Source organism: Streptomyces minutiscleroticus, assembly GCF_014650875.1.
Lineage (GTDB): Bacteria > Actinomycetota > Actinomycetes > Streptomycetales > Streptomycetaceae > Streptomyces > Streptomyces minutiscleroticus.
On record NZ_BMVU01000004.1, the window covers coordinates 187,420 to 203,238 of the forward strand.

The 15,819-nt window shown below is 74.8% G+C and carries 14 protein-coding genes and 1 pseudogene; 3 read left to right on the forward strand and 12 right to left on the reverse strand.

Going from position 1 to position 15,819, the window contains the following annotated elements:
- Positions 1–17: 17 nt before the first annotated feature.
- From IE271_RS08010 to IE271_RS08030, 5 genes are all read right to left on the reverse strand, one after another.
- Positions 18–674 (reverse strand): imidazolonepropionase-like domain-containing protein, encoded by a 657-nt coding sequence (locus IE271_RS08010; protein ID WP_190189483.1) that lies wholly within the window; start codon positions 672–674, stop codon positions 18–20.
- A 7-nt stretch (positions 675–681) separates the two neighbouring features.
- On the reverse strand, positions 682–1,896 hold the full coding sequence (gene mqnC, locus IE271_RS08015; RefSeq protein ID WP_190189484.1) for a cyclic dehypoxanthinyl futalosine synthase: 1,215 nt from the start codon (positions 1,894–1,896) through the stop codon (positions 682–684).
- A gap of 194 nt (positions 1,897–2,090) precedes the next feature.
- Positions 2,091–2,813 (reverse strand): prepilin peptidase, encoded by a 723-nt coding sequence (locus tag IE271_RS08020; RefSeq protein ID WP_190189485.1) that lies wholly within the window; start codon positions 2,811–2,813, stop codon positions 2,091–2,093.
- Between the two features lie 491 nt (positions 2,814–3,304).
- Complete coding sequence (locus IE271_RS08025; RefSeq protein ID WP_190189486.1) at positions 3,305–5,074, reverse strand: serine/threonine-protein kinase; 1,770 nt, start codon at positions 5,072–5,074, stop codon at positions 3,305–3,307.
- 258 nt (positions 5,075–5,332) lie between these two features.
- Entirely contained in the window at positions 5,333–6,181 is an 849-nt protein-coding gene (locus IE271_RS08030; RefSeq protein ID WP_190189487.1) for a menaquinone biosynthetic enzyme MqnA/MqnD family protein, read from the reverse strand.
- Between the two features lie 332 nt (positions 6,182–6,513).
- Here IE271_RS08030 and IE271_RS08035 point away from each other — a divergent pair, with 332 nt between their 5' ends.
- The gene (locus IE271_RS08035; protein ID WP_033319512.1) at positions 6,514–6,717 is read left to right on the forward strand and encodes a cold-shock protein; all 204 of its coding nucleotides are present in this window, start codon (positions 6,514–6,516) and stop codon (positions 6,715–6,717) included.
- Positions 6,718–7,001: 284 nt separating this feature from the next.
- Here IE271_RS08035 and IE271_RS08040 read toward each other — a convergent pair.
- Both IE271_RS08040 and IE271_RS08045 read right to left on the reverse strand, forming a co-directional pair.
- Positions 7,002–8,205 (reverse strand): annotated as a pseudogene (locus IE271_RS08040) (AMP-dependent synthetase/ligase).
- Positions 8,206–8,358: 153 nt separating this feature from the next.
- Entirely contained in the window at positions 8,359–9,660 is a 1,302-nt protein-coding gene (locus IE271_RS08045; protein ID WP_190189488.1) for an acetyl-CoA C-acetyltransferase, read from the reverse strand.
- Between the two features lie 71 nt (positions 9,661–9,731).
- On the opposite strand from IE271_RS08045, the gene IE271_RS08050 reads away from it, so the two are divergent.
- Positions 9,732–11,081, forward strand: coding sequence for a 3-oxoacyl-ACP reductase (locus tag IE271_RS08050; protein WP_190189489.1), 1,350 nt, complete (start codon positions 9,732–9,734; stop codon positions 11,079–11,081).
- A 65-nt stretch (positions 11,082–11,146) separates the two neighbouring features.
- Positions 11,147–12,022: a MaoC/PaaZ C-terminal domain-containing protein gene (locus tag IE271_RS08055; protein WP_190189490.1), complete on the forward strand. Its 876-nt coding sequence runs from the start codon at positions 11,147–11,149 to the stop codon at positions 12,020–12,022.
- A 59-nt stretch (positions 12,023–12,081) separates the two neighbouring features.
- Here IE271_RS08055 and IE271_RS08060 read toward each other — a convergent pair whose 3' ends face one another.
- The 5 genes from IE271_RS08060 to mqnE all read right to left on the reverse strand — a co-directional run bounded on the left by IE271_RS08060 (position 12,082) and on the right by mqnE (position 15,775).
- Positions 12,082–12,726, reverse strand: coding sequence for a TetR/AcrR family transcriptional regulator (locus IE271_RS08060; protein WP_190189491.1), 645 nt, complete (start codon positions 12,724–12,726; stop codon positions 12,082–12,084).
- A gap of 103 nt (positions 12,727–12,829) precedes the next feature.
- Entirely contained in the window at positions 12,830–13,129 is a 300-nt protein-coding gene (locus tag IE271_RS08065) for a DUF4229 domain-containing protein (RefSeq protein WP_190189612.1), read from the reverse strand.
- 109 nt (positions 13,130–13,238) lie between these two features.
- Positions 13,239–13,763 (reverse strand): GNAT family N-acetyltransferase, encoded by a 525-nt coding sequence (locus tag IE271_RS08070; protein ID WP_190189492.1) that lies wholly within the window; start codon positions 13,761–13,763, stop codon positions 13,239–13,241.
- A 129-nt stretch (positions 13,764–13,892) separates the two neighbouring features.
- Entirely contained in the window at positions 13,893–14,543 is a 651-nt protein-coding gene (locus IE271_RS08075) for a UdgX family uracil-DNA binding protein (RefSeq protein WP_190189493.1), read from the reverse strand.
- 68 nt (positions 14,544–14,611) lie between these two features.
- The gene (gene mqnE, locus IE271_RS08080; protein ID WP_190189494.1) at positions 14,612–15,775 is read right to left on the reverse strand and encodes an aminofutalosine synthase MqnE; all 1,164 of its coding nucleotides are present in this window, start codon (positions 15,773–15,775) and stop codon (positions 14,612–14,614) included.
- Positions 15,776–15,819 lie beyond the last annotated feature (44 nt).

The following is a 15,819-nucleotide window of genomic DNA, read 5'->3' on the forward strand; positions in this document are numbered from 1 at the left end:
GCGCCGGGGCCCGCCCGTCACCGCCGCCGGTGCACCAGCCGTCCCGCCACCACCGTGGCGACGCAGGTCGCGGCCCCGCCCGCGGCGAGCGCGGGCAGGCCGTCCACGTCGAAGACGGCGAACGTCGCGTCCGCGCCCGGCCCTCCGAGCGGCAGCGGCATCACCGCGAGGGGGTCGGCGCACCCGGCGAGCGGGTCGAGCGAGGGCGCGCCCTCCGGCTCCGCCGTGCGCGGCAGCACCCGCAGCCCGGACCGCCGCACGGCGTCCGCCACGGCCGGAGCGCGCAGCGGCCCGGCGACGGCGACCGTGCCGTGCGCGAGCATCCGCTGCGCCCCGCGCCGCGCGCTCGCGCCCCAGCGGGTGTCCGTCATGGGCAGCGCCGCGAGGGCCGCGCCGGTGAGCGGCTCACCGCCCAGCTCGCCGGCCTCGCGCGGGTCGGGGTGGTAGGCCCGCTCCAGCAGTTCGGGCCCGTACGGGTTGAGCAGCCCGGGGGCGAGCAGCCCCGGCCAGCGGCGCACCCGGGCCCGCGGGTGCGCGGCCGCCAGCTCCTCGAAGGGGCCGACGGCCGCGATCTCCCGGCCGTTCACGAGCACCGCGCCACCGGGTACGGGGGACGGCCGCGCGCCTCCCGCCGGGTCCGCCAGGAGGAGGCCGGCGGTGTGGATCGTCGCCACCCGGACCTCAGTTGGAGGCGAGGAGCTTCAGCTCGGGGTGGGCGGTGCCGCCGTCGATCGCCGTGGACGAGATGTGCGAGACGACGCGCTCGTCGACGGGGTCGTTCGCCGGGTCGTCGTGGACGACGAGGTGCTCGTACGTCGTGGACCGCTGCGCGGGCACCCGCCCGGCCTTGCGGATCAGGTCGATGATCTCCAGGCGGTTGGAGCGGTGCTTGGCGCCGGCCGAGGAGACGACGTTCTCCTCCAGCATGATCGAGCCGAGGTCGTCCGCGCCGTAGTGCAGGGAGAGCTGGCCGACCTCCTTGCCGGTGGTCAGCCACGAGCCCTGGATGTGGGCCACGTTGTCGAGGAAGAGCCGCGCGATGGCGATCATGCGCAGGTACTCGAAGAGCGTGGCCTGGGTGCGGCCCTTCAGGTGGTTGTTCTCGGGCTGGTAGGTGTACGGGATGAAGGCGCGGAAGCCGCCCGTGCGGTCCTGCACGTCGCGGATCATCCGCAGGTGCTCGATCCGCTCGGCGTTGGTCTCGCCGGTGCCCATGAGCATCGTGGTGGTGGACTCCACGCCCAGCCGGTGCGCGGTCTCCATGATCTCCAGCCAGCGCTCGCCGGACTCCTTCAGCGGGGCGATGGCCTTGCGCGGCCGCTCGGGCAGCAGCTCGGCGCCCGCGCCGGCGAAGGAGTCGAGCCCGGCCTCGTGGATGCGGCGGATCGCCTCCTCCACGCTCACGCCGGAGATGCGGGCCATGTGCTCGACCTCGGAGGCCCCCAGGCTGTGGATGACCAGCTCCGGGAACTCCTTCTTGATCGCCGCGAAGTGCTTCTCGTAGTACTCCACGCCGTAGTCGGGGTGGTGTCCGCCCTGGAACATGATCTGCGTGCCGCCCAGTTCGACGGTCTCCGCGCAGCGGCGCAGGATGTCGTCCAGGTCGCGCGTCCAGCCCTTGGCGGTGTCCTTGGGTGCGGCGTAGAAGGCGCAGAACCTGCACGCCGTCACGCAGACGTTCGTGTAGTTGATGTTCCGCTCGATGATGTACGTCGCGATGTGCTCGGTGCCCGCGTAGCGACGGCGGCGCACGGCGTCGGCGGCGGCGCCCAGCGCGTGCAGCGGGGCGTCCCGGTAGAGGACGACCGCCTCCTCGGGGGTGATCCGCCCGCCCGCGGCCGCACGGTCGAGGACGGCTGTGACATCGATGGACGGGAGGTCGGCCTTCTCGGTCACCAGTGCGTCCCTTTCGTAAGGGTTGTGGAGTCCAGACCAGCGTACGCCAGCGTTTTCGTCCCCCGGACGCCAGGCCGCGACGGCTCCGGGGACCGGCCGGGACGGCCCCGGCGCCGGGCTTCCGCGGCCCTCGCGACCGGCCGGGCGGAGCCCGGTGCCGGACCGGGCGCGGTCCGGCACGGCCCGGCACGGTGTCAGGCCGCGGCGGCCCCCATCAGGGTGCCCACGAAGGCCCCGGCGATCAGGAACGGCCCGAACGGGATCGACGTCTTCCGCCCGGCCCGCCGCAGCACGACGAGCCCGATCCCGTACAGCCCCCCGAACAGGAACCCGGCGAAGGTCCCCAGCAGCACCGTGCCCCAGCCGTACCACCCCAGGACCGCCCCCAGCCCGAGCGCGAGCTTCACGTCGCCGAAGCCCATGCCCTCGGGGTTGATCAGGAAGAGGACGAAGTAGCCGGCGCCCAGCGCGAGGGCGCCCAGCAGCGCGGTGGGCCAGTCGCCGGTGTGCTCGGGCGTGAGCGCCGCCGCGCCGAGGAGGACGAGCGCGGCGGCGGCCAGCGGCAGCGTCAGCACGTCCGGCAGCCGCTGCACGCGGAAGTCCACGACGGCCAGCAGCACGCCGGCGGGGGCGAGCAGCAGCCAGGCGCCCAGCTCGGGCCGGGGCCCGGTGGCCGCGGCGAGGGCCGCGCAGACGGCGGCGCCGGCGAGCGCGACGGGCAGGGTCCGCCCGTACGCGCGCCCGCACGGCACGCACCGCGCCCGCCCCAGCCAGCCGGTGACGGCGTGCCCCTCGGGGCACGCCGTCCGCCACGGCTCCTCGGGCGGCACGGCGAGCCGGTAGGCGGCCCGCGGCAGCAGCGCGCCGGCCGCCGCGCCCCAGAGGGCGGCGACGGCGATCAGCAGTGCGTCGCTCATCCCGCGGCCCCGCGGGGGAACGGCCGCGGGGCACGGCGGCATCGGCCGCCCGGCGCACCGGGCGGCCCGGCCGGCGGACTGCCCGCCGGACCGGAAGGGGTACGTCGCGCCATGGCGGATGTCCTGGTGTCGTGGGGGCGGGAGCGGAACCGGAGGCCGGCCGGGCCGGAGCTACGGGGATCTTATGGAAGGCGCCGGAGGAAGGACAGGGCCTGATCCGGCGGACGCCCGCATCGCCACCGGCCGTCCCGCCGCCCCGGGCCACCGGCCATGCCGCGTCACCCGGCCCGGCCCGTCCCGGCCCGGGTGACGCGCCCTGGCGCCACTGCTCGCGCGTACCGCCGTACCGGCCACGGAACTCGCGCATACCGCCGCGCCGGTTACGCGACTCGCGCATACCGCCGTATCAGTCCCGCGACCCACGCGTACCGCCGTACCGGTCGCGGGACTCGCGCGCGAACGGCCGCGGTCCCGCTGGTCGCCGTCCGCCGCTACCCGACCCTCGTCATCCGCGCCGTCGGGTTCCCCGCCTCCGCGTTGTCCGTCTCGTAGGTCAGGACGTCGCCCTTCGGGGTCAGCAGGACCTCGTGCTCGCCCTTCGTGCACTGCGGGGCGCTGTCCTCTGCGGCGACGCTGGTGGCGACGAGCCGTTCCCCCGACGCCTCCTTCAGGACGAGGGCCGCGTCGCAGCGGCCGCCGATCCGGTCGGTCTGGCGGAACGTGCCGAACTCCTCGCCCACGTCGCCCTGCCGGACCGTGACGCGGAACGTGCCCATGGGGAGGGTGCCGCCCAGCGCGATCGCGTCGCCCTCCCACGTGCCCAGGTAGGAGGCCGGGATCGCACCGGCGGTCGCGCTCGCGCCCGGGGTGGACGCCGCCCCGCCGTCCTGGTCGCCGCTCCCGCCCTGCCCCGGCATCAGGTCGAACAGGAACGCCGAGCCGACGGTCACCGCCGCCAGCGCTCCCGCGACCGCCAGTGCCACGGTGCAGCTGACTCGGCGGCCCCGGCCGCCCTCCGCCGCCGTGGAGGCGGCGGCCACGCTGACCGAGACCCGCCCCGGACGCCCTGGACGCTCCGGGCGCGCGTCGGACGGTGCCGTCTCCGGGTCGTGCGGCTCCGGCGGGTTCGGCGGGACCGGCCGGCGCGGGGGCGGCGGGACCGTGCCGCCGTAGGCGGCACCGCCCTGCGTGCCGCCGCCGTGCGCCGCGCCCCGCGCATCCCCCGTGCCGCCGTACGCGGCACCCTCGGGCATGACCGGAGGCGGCCCGAACACCCCGGCGGGTGCCGTGCCCGCGGCCGGGGCGGCGGGGGCCGCGTCCACGGACGGGCTGCTGAAGCCCACCGGGCCGGAGGGGACCGGGCCGGCCGCCTCCAGGTTCAGCAGTTCCACGGCGCTGCGGCCGACCTGCTCGACCAGCGGTCCCGGCAGCCAGCCCGCCGCCACCAGCCGGGCCGCGCCCTCGGGGACGAGGCGCGCGGCGATCTCCCCGGGGGCCGGGCGGTCGCCGGGCTCCTTGGCCAGGCACCGCGCGACCAGCTCGCGCAGCGCGCCGTCCAGGCCGTCGAGTTCGGGCTCCTCGTGCACCACCTTGTAGAGGAGCGCGGCCGAGGAGTCCCCGGGGAACGGGGGCTCGCCCGTCGCCGCGTACGCCAGGACCGCGCCGAGCGAGAAGACGTCGGCGGCCCCGGCGACGCCCCTGCCGAGGATCTGCTCGGGGGCCATGTAGCCGGGCGAGCCGACGCTCACGCCGGTCGCGGTCAGGGAGGCGGTGCCGTCCGTGGCCCGGGCGATGCCGAAGTCGATGAGCAGCGGGCCGTCGACGGTCAGCAGGACGTTCGAGGGTTTGACGTCGCGGTGGACGAGGCCCAGGCCGTGCACCGCCGCCAGCGCCTGGGCGAGACCGGCGCCCAGGACGCGTACGGAGTGCTCCGGGAGCGGGCCCGAGCCGGTGACCGCGGCGGTCAGCGTGGGGCCCGCGGCGTAGCCGGTCGCGACCCAGGGGACCGGGGCCTCCGGGTCCGCGTCCAGGACCGGCGCCGTGTAGGCCCCGCCGACGCGGCGCGCCGCCTCGACCTCGCGTCTGAAGCGGGCACGGAACTCGTCGTCGAGCGCGAAGTGCGGGTGCACGATCTTGACCGCGACCGTCCGGCCGCCCGCGCTGCGTCCCAGGTAGACGCGGCCCATGCCGCCCGAGCCGAGCCGGCCGAGCAGCCGGTAGGGCCCCATGGTGGCCGGTTCGCCGGCTTCGAGCGGCTGCATGGCGGTGCCTCCCCCGGACGCGCTGCACTCCGCAGGCAGCGTAGTGCCTGCGGAGCGCGGGGCCCCGGGCCCGCCCGGCGGCCGGGGCGGGTGGCGGCGGCCACGGTCGCGACGGCGGGCCCGGCCGTCGTGACGGCTGCCGCGACGGCTGCAGCGACTGCCGCAGCGGTCGTGACGGCTGCCGCGACGGTCGCGACGGCTGCCGTCACGACCGCGCCTTCCGCGCCTTCCGTGCCACCCGCGTGGCCGCGAGCGCGGCTACGGCCGCAGCAGCTCCACCTTCACGTCCGCGGGGAAGCCCGACGTGGGGCCGACCCTGCGGGCGAACTCGGCGACGGCGCCGAGCTGCGGCCCGCCGAAGCGGAAGTCGAGCGTCGTGAAGTACCGCTCCAGCACCTCCGCGTCGAACGGCTCCCAGCGCGCCGCCTGCTCGGCGACCTTGCCCACCTCCTCGAGCGAGAGGTCGCGGGAGTCCAGGAACGCCCGGTGGACCTTGTGCACGACCTCGGGCTCGCGCTCCAGGTAGTCGCGGCGGGCCGCCCACACGGCGAAGACGAACGGCAGGCCCGTCCACTCCTTCCACATGGCGCCCAGGTCGTGCACGTCCAGGCCGTACTTCGGTGCGTCGTGCAGGCTGGCGCGGAGCGCGGCGTCGCCGATGAGGACGGCGGCGTCCGCCTCCTGCATCATCAGGCCGAGGTCCGGCGGGCAGGTGTAGTACGAGGGCCGGACCCCGATCCGCTCGGCGAGCAGCAGCTGCGCGAGGCGCACCGAGGTCCGCGAGGTCGAGCCGAGGGCGACGCGGGCGCCGTCCAGCTGCTCCAGCGGGACCTTGGAGACGATGACGCAGGACATCACCGGGCCGTCGCAGCCGACGGCGATGTCGGGGAAGGCGACCAGGTCGTCCGCGTGCCTGAGGAACTCCATCAGGGTGACGGGACCGATGTCGAGGTCGCCCTGCGCGAGCTTCTCGCTGAGCTTCTCCGGGGTGTCCTTCGTGAGCTCGAAGTCGAGGAGGGTCCCCGTGCGCGCGAGCCCCCAGTACAGCGGCAGGCAGTTCAGGAACTGGATGTGGCCGACGCGCGGCCGGGTGCGAGAATTGTCCACATCGCGAGGCTAGCCCTCATGAGGTACGGTGCAGGCTTCAGGGTCCACGGGTGGTTCCGAAAACCACCGGGACCTCTTCTGTCAAGAGTTTCGACACCGTGTCGTCATCCCGGATCGCGGGACGTTCAAACGTCCGGGTGAAGTGATCTTGCCCTCTATTGCTTTCGGCTGCCCTCGTGCTAGGCTCGCCGCAAGTTGCAGTTTGGTTTCCCTTGCAGTACAGAGCCTGCGGAGCATGTGACCGCGGGCTCTCGTCGTTTTCAGACGTATGCACTTGTTTTCACACTTGCAGGTTCTGGAGCAGGGCAACCCTTTGGGCCCAAGGAGGGCTTATGGCTACCGGAACCGTGAAGTGGTTCAACGCCGAAAAGGGCTTTGGTTTCATCGCCCAGGAAGGCGGCGGCCCCGACGTCTTCGTCCACTACTCCGCCATCAACGCGAGCGGCTTCCGCTCCCTCGAGGAGAACCAGGCGGTGACCTTCGACGTCACCCAGGGTCCGAAGGGCCCGCAGGCGGAGAACGTCACCCCCGTCTGAGCCTTCGGCTCCACGAGCCCAATGCTTTGATCCGGAACGGATAGCAGTACCCAAGGAGCCCCGCGCCCTCGCGCAGCGGGGCTCCTGCCTTTTCCCGAATTCCGCGCGGCCTGCGGCTGTCGCGTATGACCCGTGGCCGTTCCACGCGGCACGATGACCGTTTCACGCGGCATCATGACCGAATTCCACCGGTCGCACACCATACGATCGGTTGGAATTCCCTTTTCGATCATCCGTACGACCGTGCCCTCCCGTGCTGCGCACGGCCGCGTGCCTACCAGCGCCTACCGCGCGTACAGCCCCTCGATCTCCCGGGCGAAGTCGCGCATGATCGCTTCCCGGCGCAGTTTCATCGACGGGGTGAGACGGCCGGCCTCCTCCGTGAAGTCCACGGGGAGGATCGCGAAGCGGCGGATGGACTCCGGGCGGGAGACCAGCCGGTTCGCCTCGTCGACCGCCCGTTGCAGGACCTCGCGCAGCTCCTCGTCCCCGGCCGGGGGCCCGGCGGGGGCGACGTTACCGCCGCGCATCCGGCGCCAGTGGGCGACGCCCTCCGCGTCCAGGGTGAGCAGCGCGCCGACGTAGGGGCGGCGGTCGCCCACGACCAGGCACTGGGAGATGAGCGGGTGGGCGCGCAGCCAGCTCTCCAGCGGGGCGGGGGCGACGTTCTTGCCGCCCGAGGTGACGAGGATCTCCTTCTTGCGGCCGGTGATCGTCAGATAGCCGTCGTCGTCCAGGGCGCCGAGGTCGCCCGTGGCGAGCCAGCCGTCCGCGCCCGGCGGGACCACGCCGCCCGCCGGGTCCCAGTAGCCGCGCAGCACCTGGCCGCCCAAGACCAGCACCTCACCGTCGGCGGCGATGCGGATCCGGGTGCCGGGCAGCGGCCGGCCGACCGTGCCGAGCCGGGGCCACTGCGGCGGGACGACGGTGACGGCGGCGGTCGTCTCGGTGAGGCCGTACCCCTCGTGGACCTCGATGCCCGCGCCCGCGTAGAAGGCGGCGAGGGGGCGGCCCAGCGGGGAGCCGCCGCAGATGACGTGGCGGACCCGGCCGCCCAGGGCGGCGCGGATGCGGCGGTGGACGAGGGGGCCGTACAGGGCGCGGGCCGCGCGCGGGGAGCGGGACGGGCCGGGTCCGGTGCCGCACCGGCGGGCCTCGACGGCCTCGCCGTGGTTCCGGGCGACGCGGGCCGTGCGGTCGGAGGACGCGCCGCGTCCACTCGTACCGGGTACGCGCCATGATCGCGAGGCGGTCGCCCGGTGCCAGCCCCTCGGCGATCAGGCCCTTGGCGACGGCCAGCACCTCGGCGGCGAAGGCCGCCGCCGTCACGTCCGTCCACCGCCCGTCGGACCCCTTGCGGCCCAGCACCACCTCGTCGGGGGCCGCGCGCGCGTTCTCGAAGGGGATGTCGGCGAGCGAGCCGTGCGTCACCGGGGCGGCCAGCGGCGGTACGGCCGCCTCGCGCACCACGCCGTCCAGCCGCCGTATCTCGGGCTCGACGAGCGCGGGCGCGGACGCCGAGGGGGCTGCTGGCCGGACATGGGCGGCTCCTTCGTCGACTGCCGTGGCGGACGGACGGGTCCGGACCCCGTGGGGTCAGGGCCCCGGGTCCCGTGGGCGCGGGAGCGGCGGAGGCGGCGGTCAGACCCGCTCCAGGACCGCCGTCACCCCCTGCCCGCCGGCCGCGCAGACGGAGATCAGGCCCCGGCCGGGAGCGTCCCGTTCCGCGAGGAGCTTGGCCAGGGTCGCCACGATCCTCGCACCCGTCGCCGCGAAGGGGTGACCGGTGGCCAGGGACGACCCGGCGACGTTCAGGCGGGACCGGTCCACCGGCGCGAGGCCCTGCTTCTCCCAGGCCGCGAGGGTCGCCAGCACCTGGGAGGCGAAGGCCTCGTGGATCTCGACGAGGTCGAAGTCCTCGATGCCGAGCCCGGCGCGCCCCAACATACGCGGCACGGCGTGCGCGGGGGCCATGAGGAGCCCGTCCTCACCGCCGGCGACGTCACCCTTCACGAAATCCACCGCGGCCGTCTCGTACAGGGTGAGGAACGCCTGCGGTTCGAGGCCCCGTGCGGCCGCCCACTCCTCGGAGGCGAGCAGGACGGTCGCCGCGCCGTCCGTGAGCGGCGTGGAGTTGCCGGCCGTCATCGTCGGCCCGGGGCCGTCGAGGCCGAACACCGGCTCGAGCGCGGCGAGCTTCTCCACCGTCGAGCCGGGGCGCAGGTTCTGGTCGCGGGCCAGGCCCCGGAAGGGCACCACGAGGTCCTGGAAGAAGCCCCGTTCGTACGCGGCCGCCAGCCGCCGGTGGCTGGCGGCGGCCAGCTCGTCCTGGGCCTCGCGGGTCACGCCCCACGCGCGGGCGGTCACCGCGGCGTGCTCGCCCATGGACAGGCCGGTGCGCGGCTCGGCGTTGCGCGGGATGTCGGGCACCAGGTGCCGGGGCCGGACGCGGGCGAGGGCCTTGAGGCGGGCGCCCGCCGACCTGGCGCGCCGTGCCTCCAGCAGGATGCGCCGCAGGTCGTCGTTGACGCCGAGCGGGGCGTCGCTCGCCGTGTCGGCGCCGCCCGCGACCGCCGCGCCGGTCTGCCCCAGCGCGATCTTGTTGGCGGCCGCGATCACCGCCTGGAGGCCCGTGCCGCAGGCCTGCTGGACGTCGTACGCGGGGGTGCGGTGGTCGAGGCGGGAGCCGAGCACGGTCTCCCGGGCGAGGTTGAAGTCGCGGCTGTGCTTGAGGACGGCGCCGGCGACGAACTCGTCGACCGCGCCCGGGTCTTCGAGGCCGTAGCGCTCCACGAGCCCGTCCAGGGCGGCGGTCAGCATGTCCTGGTTCGAGGCGGTCGCGTACGGACCGTCCGAGCGCGCGAAGGGAATGCGCGCGCCCCCGATCACTGCGACACGCCGGGCCTTGAGCGGCTCCGCCGCCGGCTCTTTCCGGGAACCCATCTCGACCTGCTCCTGACCCTTAAGTAACCTTACTCCGCAGTAAATCTACGACCGCGCTGGGAGTTTGGACAATGGCCGACCGCTACCTGAGCTTCACCGCCACCGCACCCGGCCGGTTCCTGACCCGCCGGCTGGGGCTGCCGCAGCCGGCCGCGCTGCACCGCTGGTCGCCCGGCCGCCCCTCGCTGGACGGGGACGTCCTGCACCTGACCGCGGGCACGTCGGTCCTCGGCGACGGCCTGGCGGAGGTCCTGGCGCGCACCGGGCTCGCCGTGCGGACGGCGGTCCACCCCGCAGCGGCCGTACGGGGGGAGGCCGGGGCCGGGCGGCCCGCGGCCGTGGTGCTGGACGCCACCGGCGTCGCCGACGTCGACGCGCTCGCCGAGGTGCACGCGGCGCTGCACCCGGTGGTGCGGTCGGTCGCGCACAGCGGCCGGGTCGTCGTGCTCGGCTCGCCGCCCGACCCCGCCGACCACCACCAGGCGGCGGTCCAGCAGGGCCTCGAAGGGTTCACGCGCTCGCTGGGCAAGGAGATCGGCCGGGGCAGGACCGTCACGCTGCTGCGCGTCGTGACGGCCGCGGCCGCCGAGTCGACGCTGCGCTTCCTGCTCTCGCCCCGGTCCGCGTACGTCAGCGGCCAGGTGATCGGGGTCGGCGGCGGCGAGGTGACGGCGCCGGAGGACTGGTCGCGTCCGCTCGCGGGCCGTACGGCGCTGGTCACGGGGGCCGCGCGCGGCATCGGCGAGGCGGTGGCCGGGACGCTGGCGCGGGACGGGGCGCGGGTGGTGTGCCTGGACGTGCCGGCCGCCCGCGAGGACCTGGAGCGGGTGGCCGGGCGGCTGGGCGGCGAGGCGCTGGCGCTCGACATGACCGCGCCGGACGCGGGCGCGGTGATCGCCTCCGCGCTGCCCGGCGGGCTCGACGTCCTCGTCCACAACGCGGGCGTCACCCGGGACCGCAGGCTGGTCAACATGTCCGCCGAGCGGTGGAGTTCGGTGCTGGACGTGAACCTGGCGAGCGTGCTGCGCACGACGGACGAGCTGCTGGCCGCCGGGACGCTGCGCCGGGGCGGCCGGATCGTGGCCACCGCCTCCATCGCCGGCCTCGCGGGCAACGCGGGGCAGACCAACTACGCGGCGTCCAAGGCGGGTGTGGTGGGCCTGGTGCGCTCCCTGGCGCCGCGCGCCCTCGCGGAGCACGGGGTGACGGTCAACGCGGTCGCGCCCGGCTTCATCGAGACGCGGATGACGGCCGCGGTGCCCCTGTTCATCCGCGAGGCGGGGCGGCGGATGAACTCCCTGGGCCAGGGCGGGCTGCCCGTCGACGTCGCCGAGACGACGGCCTGGTTCGCGAGCCCGGGCTCCGGCGCCGTCAACGGCCAGGTCGTCCGGGTGTGCGGACAGAGCCTCCTCGGGGCGTAGGCCCTCCACCGGCCCCGCGCGCCCGCTCCCCCACCGGACCCACCGGCGACCCCACCGGAGACCTCATGGACACGCACACCCTCTCCTCCGCGCCCGCCCTCGCCCCGCTGCTGCTGCGGGGCGCCCTCCTCTCCCCCGCCAGGCGCCCGCGGCCCGGTGCCGAGGCGCCGCGCACCCGCCTCGTCCTGCCCGGCGTCCGCATCGACCTGGCGAGACTGGCCGCCTACGAGCGCATCTGCGGCTTCGGGGTCGGCGCCGACGCGCTGCCCGTGACGTACCCGCACGTCCTCGGCTTCCCGCTGGCCGTGTGGATCATGAGCGGGCGCGGCTTCCCGCTGCCGCTGCTCGGCCTGGTGCACACCTCGATCGAGATCACCCGGCACCGGACGCTCACCGCGACCGGCGCGTACGAGCTGACGGTGTACGCCGACGGCCTGGTGCCGCACCGCCGGGGCACCGAGGCGGTCCTGGTCACCGAGGCGCGCTCGGGCGGCGCGCTCGTGTGGGAGTCGCGCAGCACGTACCTGGCGCGGCACGGGACCGGGCGGCAGGAGGCGTCCCCCGGTCCCTCCCCTGAGCCCTCCGGCACGGAGCCCTCCGGGGAGGAGGCGAAGCCGCTGCCCGCCGTCGCACAGTGGCGGCTCGGCGAGGACCTCGGGCGGCGGTACGGGGCCGCGTCCGGCGACCGCAACCCCATCCACCTGCACGCGCTGACCGCCCGCCTCTTCGGCTTCCCCCGGGCCATAGCGCACGGCATGTGGACGGTGGCGCGCTGCCTGGCCGAGCACGGGACGCCGGACGCGGTCCGGGTGCGGGCCCGCTTCAGGGCGCCGGTGCCGCTGCCGGGCGCGGTGACGTACGCGGCGCAGGGGACGGCGTTCGCCCTGTACGGCGGGGAGGACCGCGTCCACCTCACGGGCGAGGCGCTCCCGCTGGGGTGAGCGGCGGCGGCCCGCCGGGGCGGCGGGCCGGGTCCGGGGTGCGGCGGTCCGGGGCCCGGCTAGGACTTCGGGGCCGCCCAGGAACGCCCCTCCATGAGGTTGCCGAGGCCGGCCCAGGCGAAGTTCATCATCGTGGCGGCGGCCTGCTTGGCGGAGACGCCGGGGGTGGCGTTGGCCCAGGCGGCGAGCGACTCGGCGGCCCCGACCAGGGCCTCGGCCAGTCCGGCGACCTCCCGCTCGGCCGGGGAGGGGTCGCGGTGCGCCTCGCGGGCGGCGACCAGGATCAGCTGGGTGACGAAGGCGACGATCTCCGCGCGCATCGTCCTGACCTCGGCGGCGAACGGCTCGCCGTGCGTACGGGCCTGGAGGTGCAGGACGGCCCAGCCGTCCGGGTTCTGTGCGGTGTGCGTGAAGAAGGCCCGCAGGCCCTCCCACAGCTGCCGGTCGGCGGGCAGGCCCGGGTGGGCGCCCGCGCGGACCGCCGCGGTCAGCGCCTGCGCCTCGCGCCGGATGCAGGCGGTGAAGAGGTCTTCCTTGGAGTTCAGGTACAGGTAGACGAGCGGCTTCGAGACCCCCGCCAGATCGGCGATCTCGTCCATGGACGCGGCCCGGTACCCCCGCTGCCCGAAGGTCCGCACGGCGGCGTCGAGCATCTGCTGTTCCCGCACCGCGCGCGGCATCCGCTTGTTCTTCACAGCACCCATACGGGCAAGCGTACGATCCGCCCGCCGCGCCGGACGCCGGACTCGGACCGCCCGCGGCGCCAACGGGCCGCCCGGCGAGGGAAGTTGACGAAAGGGGGCTGCGTCAGGAGGTCTGGCCCTGGGCGCGCGCGGCGTCGTCCGCGACGTCCTCCTGCGTGCGGTTGCGCTCCAGGTTGGCCTTGGCGCGGTCGACGCGGGCGACGACCTGCTCCGAGGCGCGGTCGCGCTCCTTGCGCAGCACGACGAAGCTGATGGGCGCGGAGATCACCAGGGCGAGCAGGACGATCCACATGAAGTTGGAGTCGCCGAGCCCGCGCGGGGCGACGCCCGAGTAGACCAGGCCCCAGACGACCACGAGGCAGCCCACGAAGATCCCGAGGCGCATCAGCGTGTAGCGGAGCATCTCAATCCACTCTTCCGTTTCGAACACAGCCAAAGGGCACTCCCCAGTGAAGCACGCCGAGGGCGCGATCTTGCAGGGGGGTTGCGGGCGCCGGGGGAGGGTGCGCCGTTCAGCCGAGCGGCAGCAGCATCGTGATGTCGTCCCGGTCGTCCCCGGGGGCGACGCGGATCGCGCCGGGCACCCGCCCGACCTCCTTGTACCCGCAGGAGCCGTAGAAGTGCTCCAGGCCGAGGCCGCCGCGGCAGGTGAGCCGTATCGCCTCGATGCCGTCGAAGGTCCGGGCCCCGTCGGCGGCGGCCGCCAGCAGCTCGCGCCCGTACCCCCTGCCCTGGTGGCGGGGGTGCACCATCACCGTGTAGAGCCACACCCAGTGCGTCATCAGCCGGTGGGTGTTGAAGGTGTAGAACGCGGTCGCGGCGACGGCGCCCTCCTCGTCGTACCCGACGAGCAGCCGGGTGCGGCCCTCGGCCATCGCGGCGAAGTGCTTGACCAGCTCGGGACGGATCACGTCCGGTGTCACGGGCGGGACGAAGCCGACCGCGCCACCGGCGTCGGTGACGTCGGCCCACAGGTCGAGGATCCCGTCGCGCAGGGCGGGGGTCACGGCGGGGTCGAGGACAAAGGTAAGGGCCATGAGGCGAGATTAACCATTACGACTCGCCCGCCTCAACCGTGTATCACGGAACGGACGTCACACAGGTCACACCGGCCGCACAGCCCCTCCGCGGCGCACGCGGCCGCCGTTTCCCCGGCGCCCGCCGGCTCAGGCCAGGGCCCGCGCCGCCACCTTCAGGTCCGAGACCAGCCCCTGGTACGCCGCCTCGCGGTCGTCGGCCCGCAGGACCGACGAGGGGTGGACGGTCGCGACGACCCGCTCCGGGCGGCCGTGGACCTCCCGCTCCAGGACCGCTCCGCGCTCCCGGGTGACCCGGAACGACGGGCCGAGCAGCGCCTTGCCCGCGGTGGCGCCGAGCACCACGATCAGCTCGGGCTCGACCGCGGCCAGCTCGGCGGCCAGCCAGGGCGCGCAGGCGCGCGCCTCGCGCTGGGTCGGCGACTTGTGGATGCGGCGCCCGCCGGAACCGGCCCGGCCGAACTTGAAGTGCTTGACGGCGTTGGTGACGTACGCCTGCGCGGGGTCGACGCCCGCCTCCTCCAGGGCCCGGTCCAGCAGCCGGCCCGCGGGGCCGACGAACGGCCTGCCCTGCTTGTCCTCCTGGTCGCCGGGCTGCTCGCCCACGAGGAGGAGACGGGCGCCGGCGTCGCCCTCGCCGAACACGGTCTGCGTGGCGTCGCGGTGCAGCGGGCAGCCCCGGCAGCCGGCGGCCGCCTCGCGCAGCGCGTCCAGGCCGCCGCGCGAGGGGACGAAGGGCTCCGCGGTGTAGGCGTCCTCAGGTGCCTTCGTGGTGGCCATGCCGGGCGGGTACCCGCCCGGCCCCCGGCCTCACGCCGGACGCGCCCCGCGCCGGACGGCGCCGCGCGTCAGACGCGCATCGGCTGCGGCGCGTCCCGGCGGGCCGGGTCCGGGCCGTCGTACTCGCGGATGATCTCGTAGCGCGTGTTGCGCTCGACGGGGCGGAAGCCCGCGTCGCGGATCAGGTCGAGCAGGTCCTCGCGGGTCAGCTTGTTCGGCGTGCCGTAGTTGTCCGCGTCGTGCGTGATCTTGTACTCGACGACCGAGCCGTCCATGTCGTCGGCGCCGTGCTGGAGGGCCAGCTGGGCGGTCTGCACGCCGTGCATGACCCAGAAGACCTTGACGTGCGGGACGTTGTCGAACAGCAGGCGGGAGACCGCGAAGGTCTTCAGCGCCTCGGCGCCGGTCGCCATGGTGGTCCGCGCCTGGAGCCTGTTGCGGACCTTGCCGTCCTTCATGTCCACGAAGTCGTGCTGGTAGCGCAGCGGGATGAAGACCTGGAAGCCGCCGGTCTCGTCCTGCAGCTCGCGCAGCCGCAGGACGTGGTCCACGCGGTGGCGCGGCTCCTCGATGTGCCCGTACAGCATCGTGCACGGGGTCTTCAGACCCTTCTCGTGCGCGAGGCGGTGGATGCGCGACCAGTCCTCCCAGTGGGTGCGGTGGTCGACGATGTGCTGCCGCACCTCCCAGTCGAAGATCTCGGCGCCGCCGCCGGTCAGCGACTCCAGGCCGGCCTCGATCAGCTCGTCCAGGATGTCGGAGGCCGACATCCCGGAGATCGTCTCGAAGTGGTGGATCTCGGTGGCCGTGAACGCCTTCAGGGAGACGTTCGGCAGCGCCTTCTTCAGCTCCGACAGCGAGCGCGGGTAGTAGCGCCACGGCAGGTTCGGGTGCAGGCCGTTGACGATGTGCAGCTCGGTGAGGTTCTCGTTCTCCATCGCCTTGGCGAGGCGGACGGCCTCCTCGATGCGCATCGTGTACGCGTCCTTCTCGCCCGGCTTGCGCTGGAACGAGCAGTACGCGCAGGACGCGGTGCACACGTTCGTCATGTTGAGGTGACGGTTGACGTTGAAGTGCACCACGTCGCCGTTCTTCCGCGTGCGCACCTCGTGCGCCAGACCGCCCAGCCACGCCAGGTCGTCCGACTCGTACAGCGCGATGCCGTCCTCGCGGGACAGCCGCTCGCCGTCCCGCACCTTCTGCTCCAGCTCGCGCTTGAGCCCGACGTCCATGCCTCCACCTCTCGCTCAGCTACCCCGCCACGGTACTCCCCCGT

Coding starts and splice junctions, on each gene's coding strand:
- IE271_RS08025 (WP_190189486.1), bottom strand. CDS start 5,074: ATGCAGCCGCTCGAAGCCGGCGAACCGGCCACCATGGGGCCCTACCGG.
- mqnE (WP_190189494.1), bottom strand. CDS start 15,775: ATGGACGTCGGGCTCAAGCGCGAGCTGGAGCAGAAGGTGCGGGACGGC.
- IE271_RS08070 (WP_190189492.1), bottom strand. CDS start 13,763: ATGGCCCTTACCTTTGTCCTCGACCCCGCCGTGACCCCCGCCCTGCGC.
- IE271_RS08035 (WP_033319512.1), top strand. CDS start 6,514: ATGGCTACCGGAACCGTGAAGTGGTTCAACGCCGAAAAGGGCTTTGGT.
- IE271_RS08020 (WP_190189485.1), bottom strand. CDS start 2,813: ATGAGCGACGCACTGCTGATCGCCGTCGCCGCCCTCTGGGGCGCGGCG.
- IE271_RS08075 (WP_190189493.1), bottom strand. CDS start 14,543: ATGGCCACCACGAAGGCACCTGAGGACGCCTACACCGCGGAGCCCTTC.
- IE271_RS08065 (WP_190189612.1), bottom strand. CDS start 13,129: ATGCTCCGCTACACGCTGATGCGCCTCGGGATCTTCGTGGGCTGCCTC.
- IE271_RS08050 (WP_190189489.1), top strand. CDS start 9,732: ATGGCCGACCGCTACCTGAGCTTCACCGCCACCGCACCCGGCCGGTTC.
- IE271_RS08045 (WP_190189488.1), bottom strand. CDS start 9,660: ATGGGTTCCCGGAAAGAGCCGGCGGCGGAGCCGCTCAAGGCCCGGCGT.
- IE271_RS08060 (WP_190189491.1), bottom strand. CDS start 12,726: ATGGGTGCTGTGAAGAACAAGCGGATGCCGCGCGCGGTGCGGGAACAG.
- IE271_RS08055 (WP_190189490.1), top strand. CDS start 11,147: ATGGACACGCACACCCTCTCCTCCGCGCCCGCCCTCGCCCCGCTGCTG.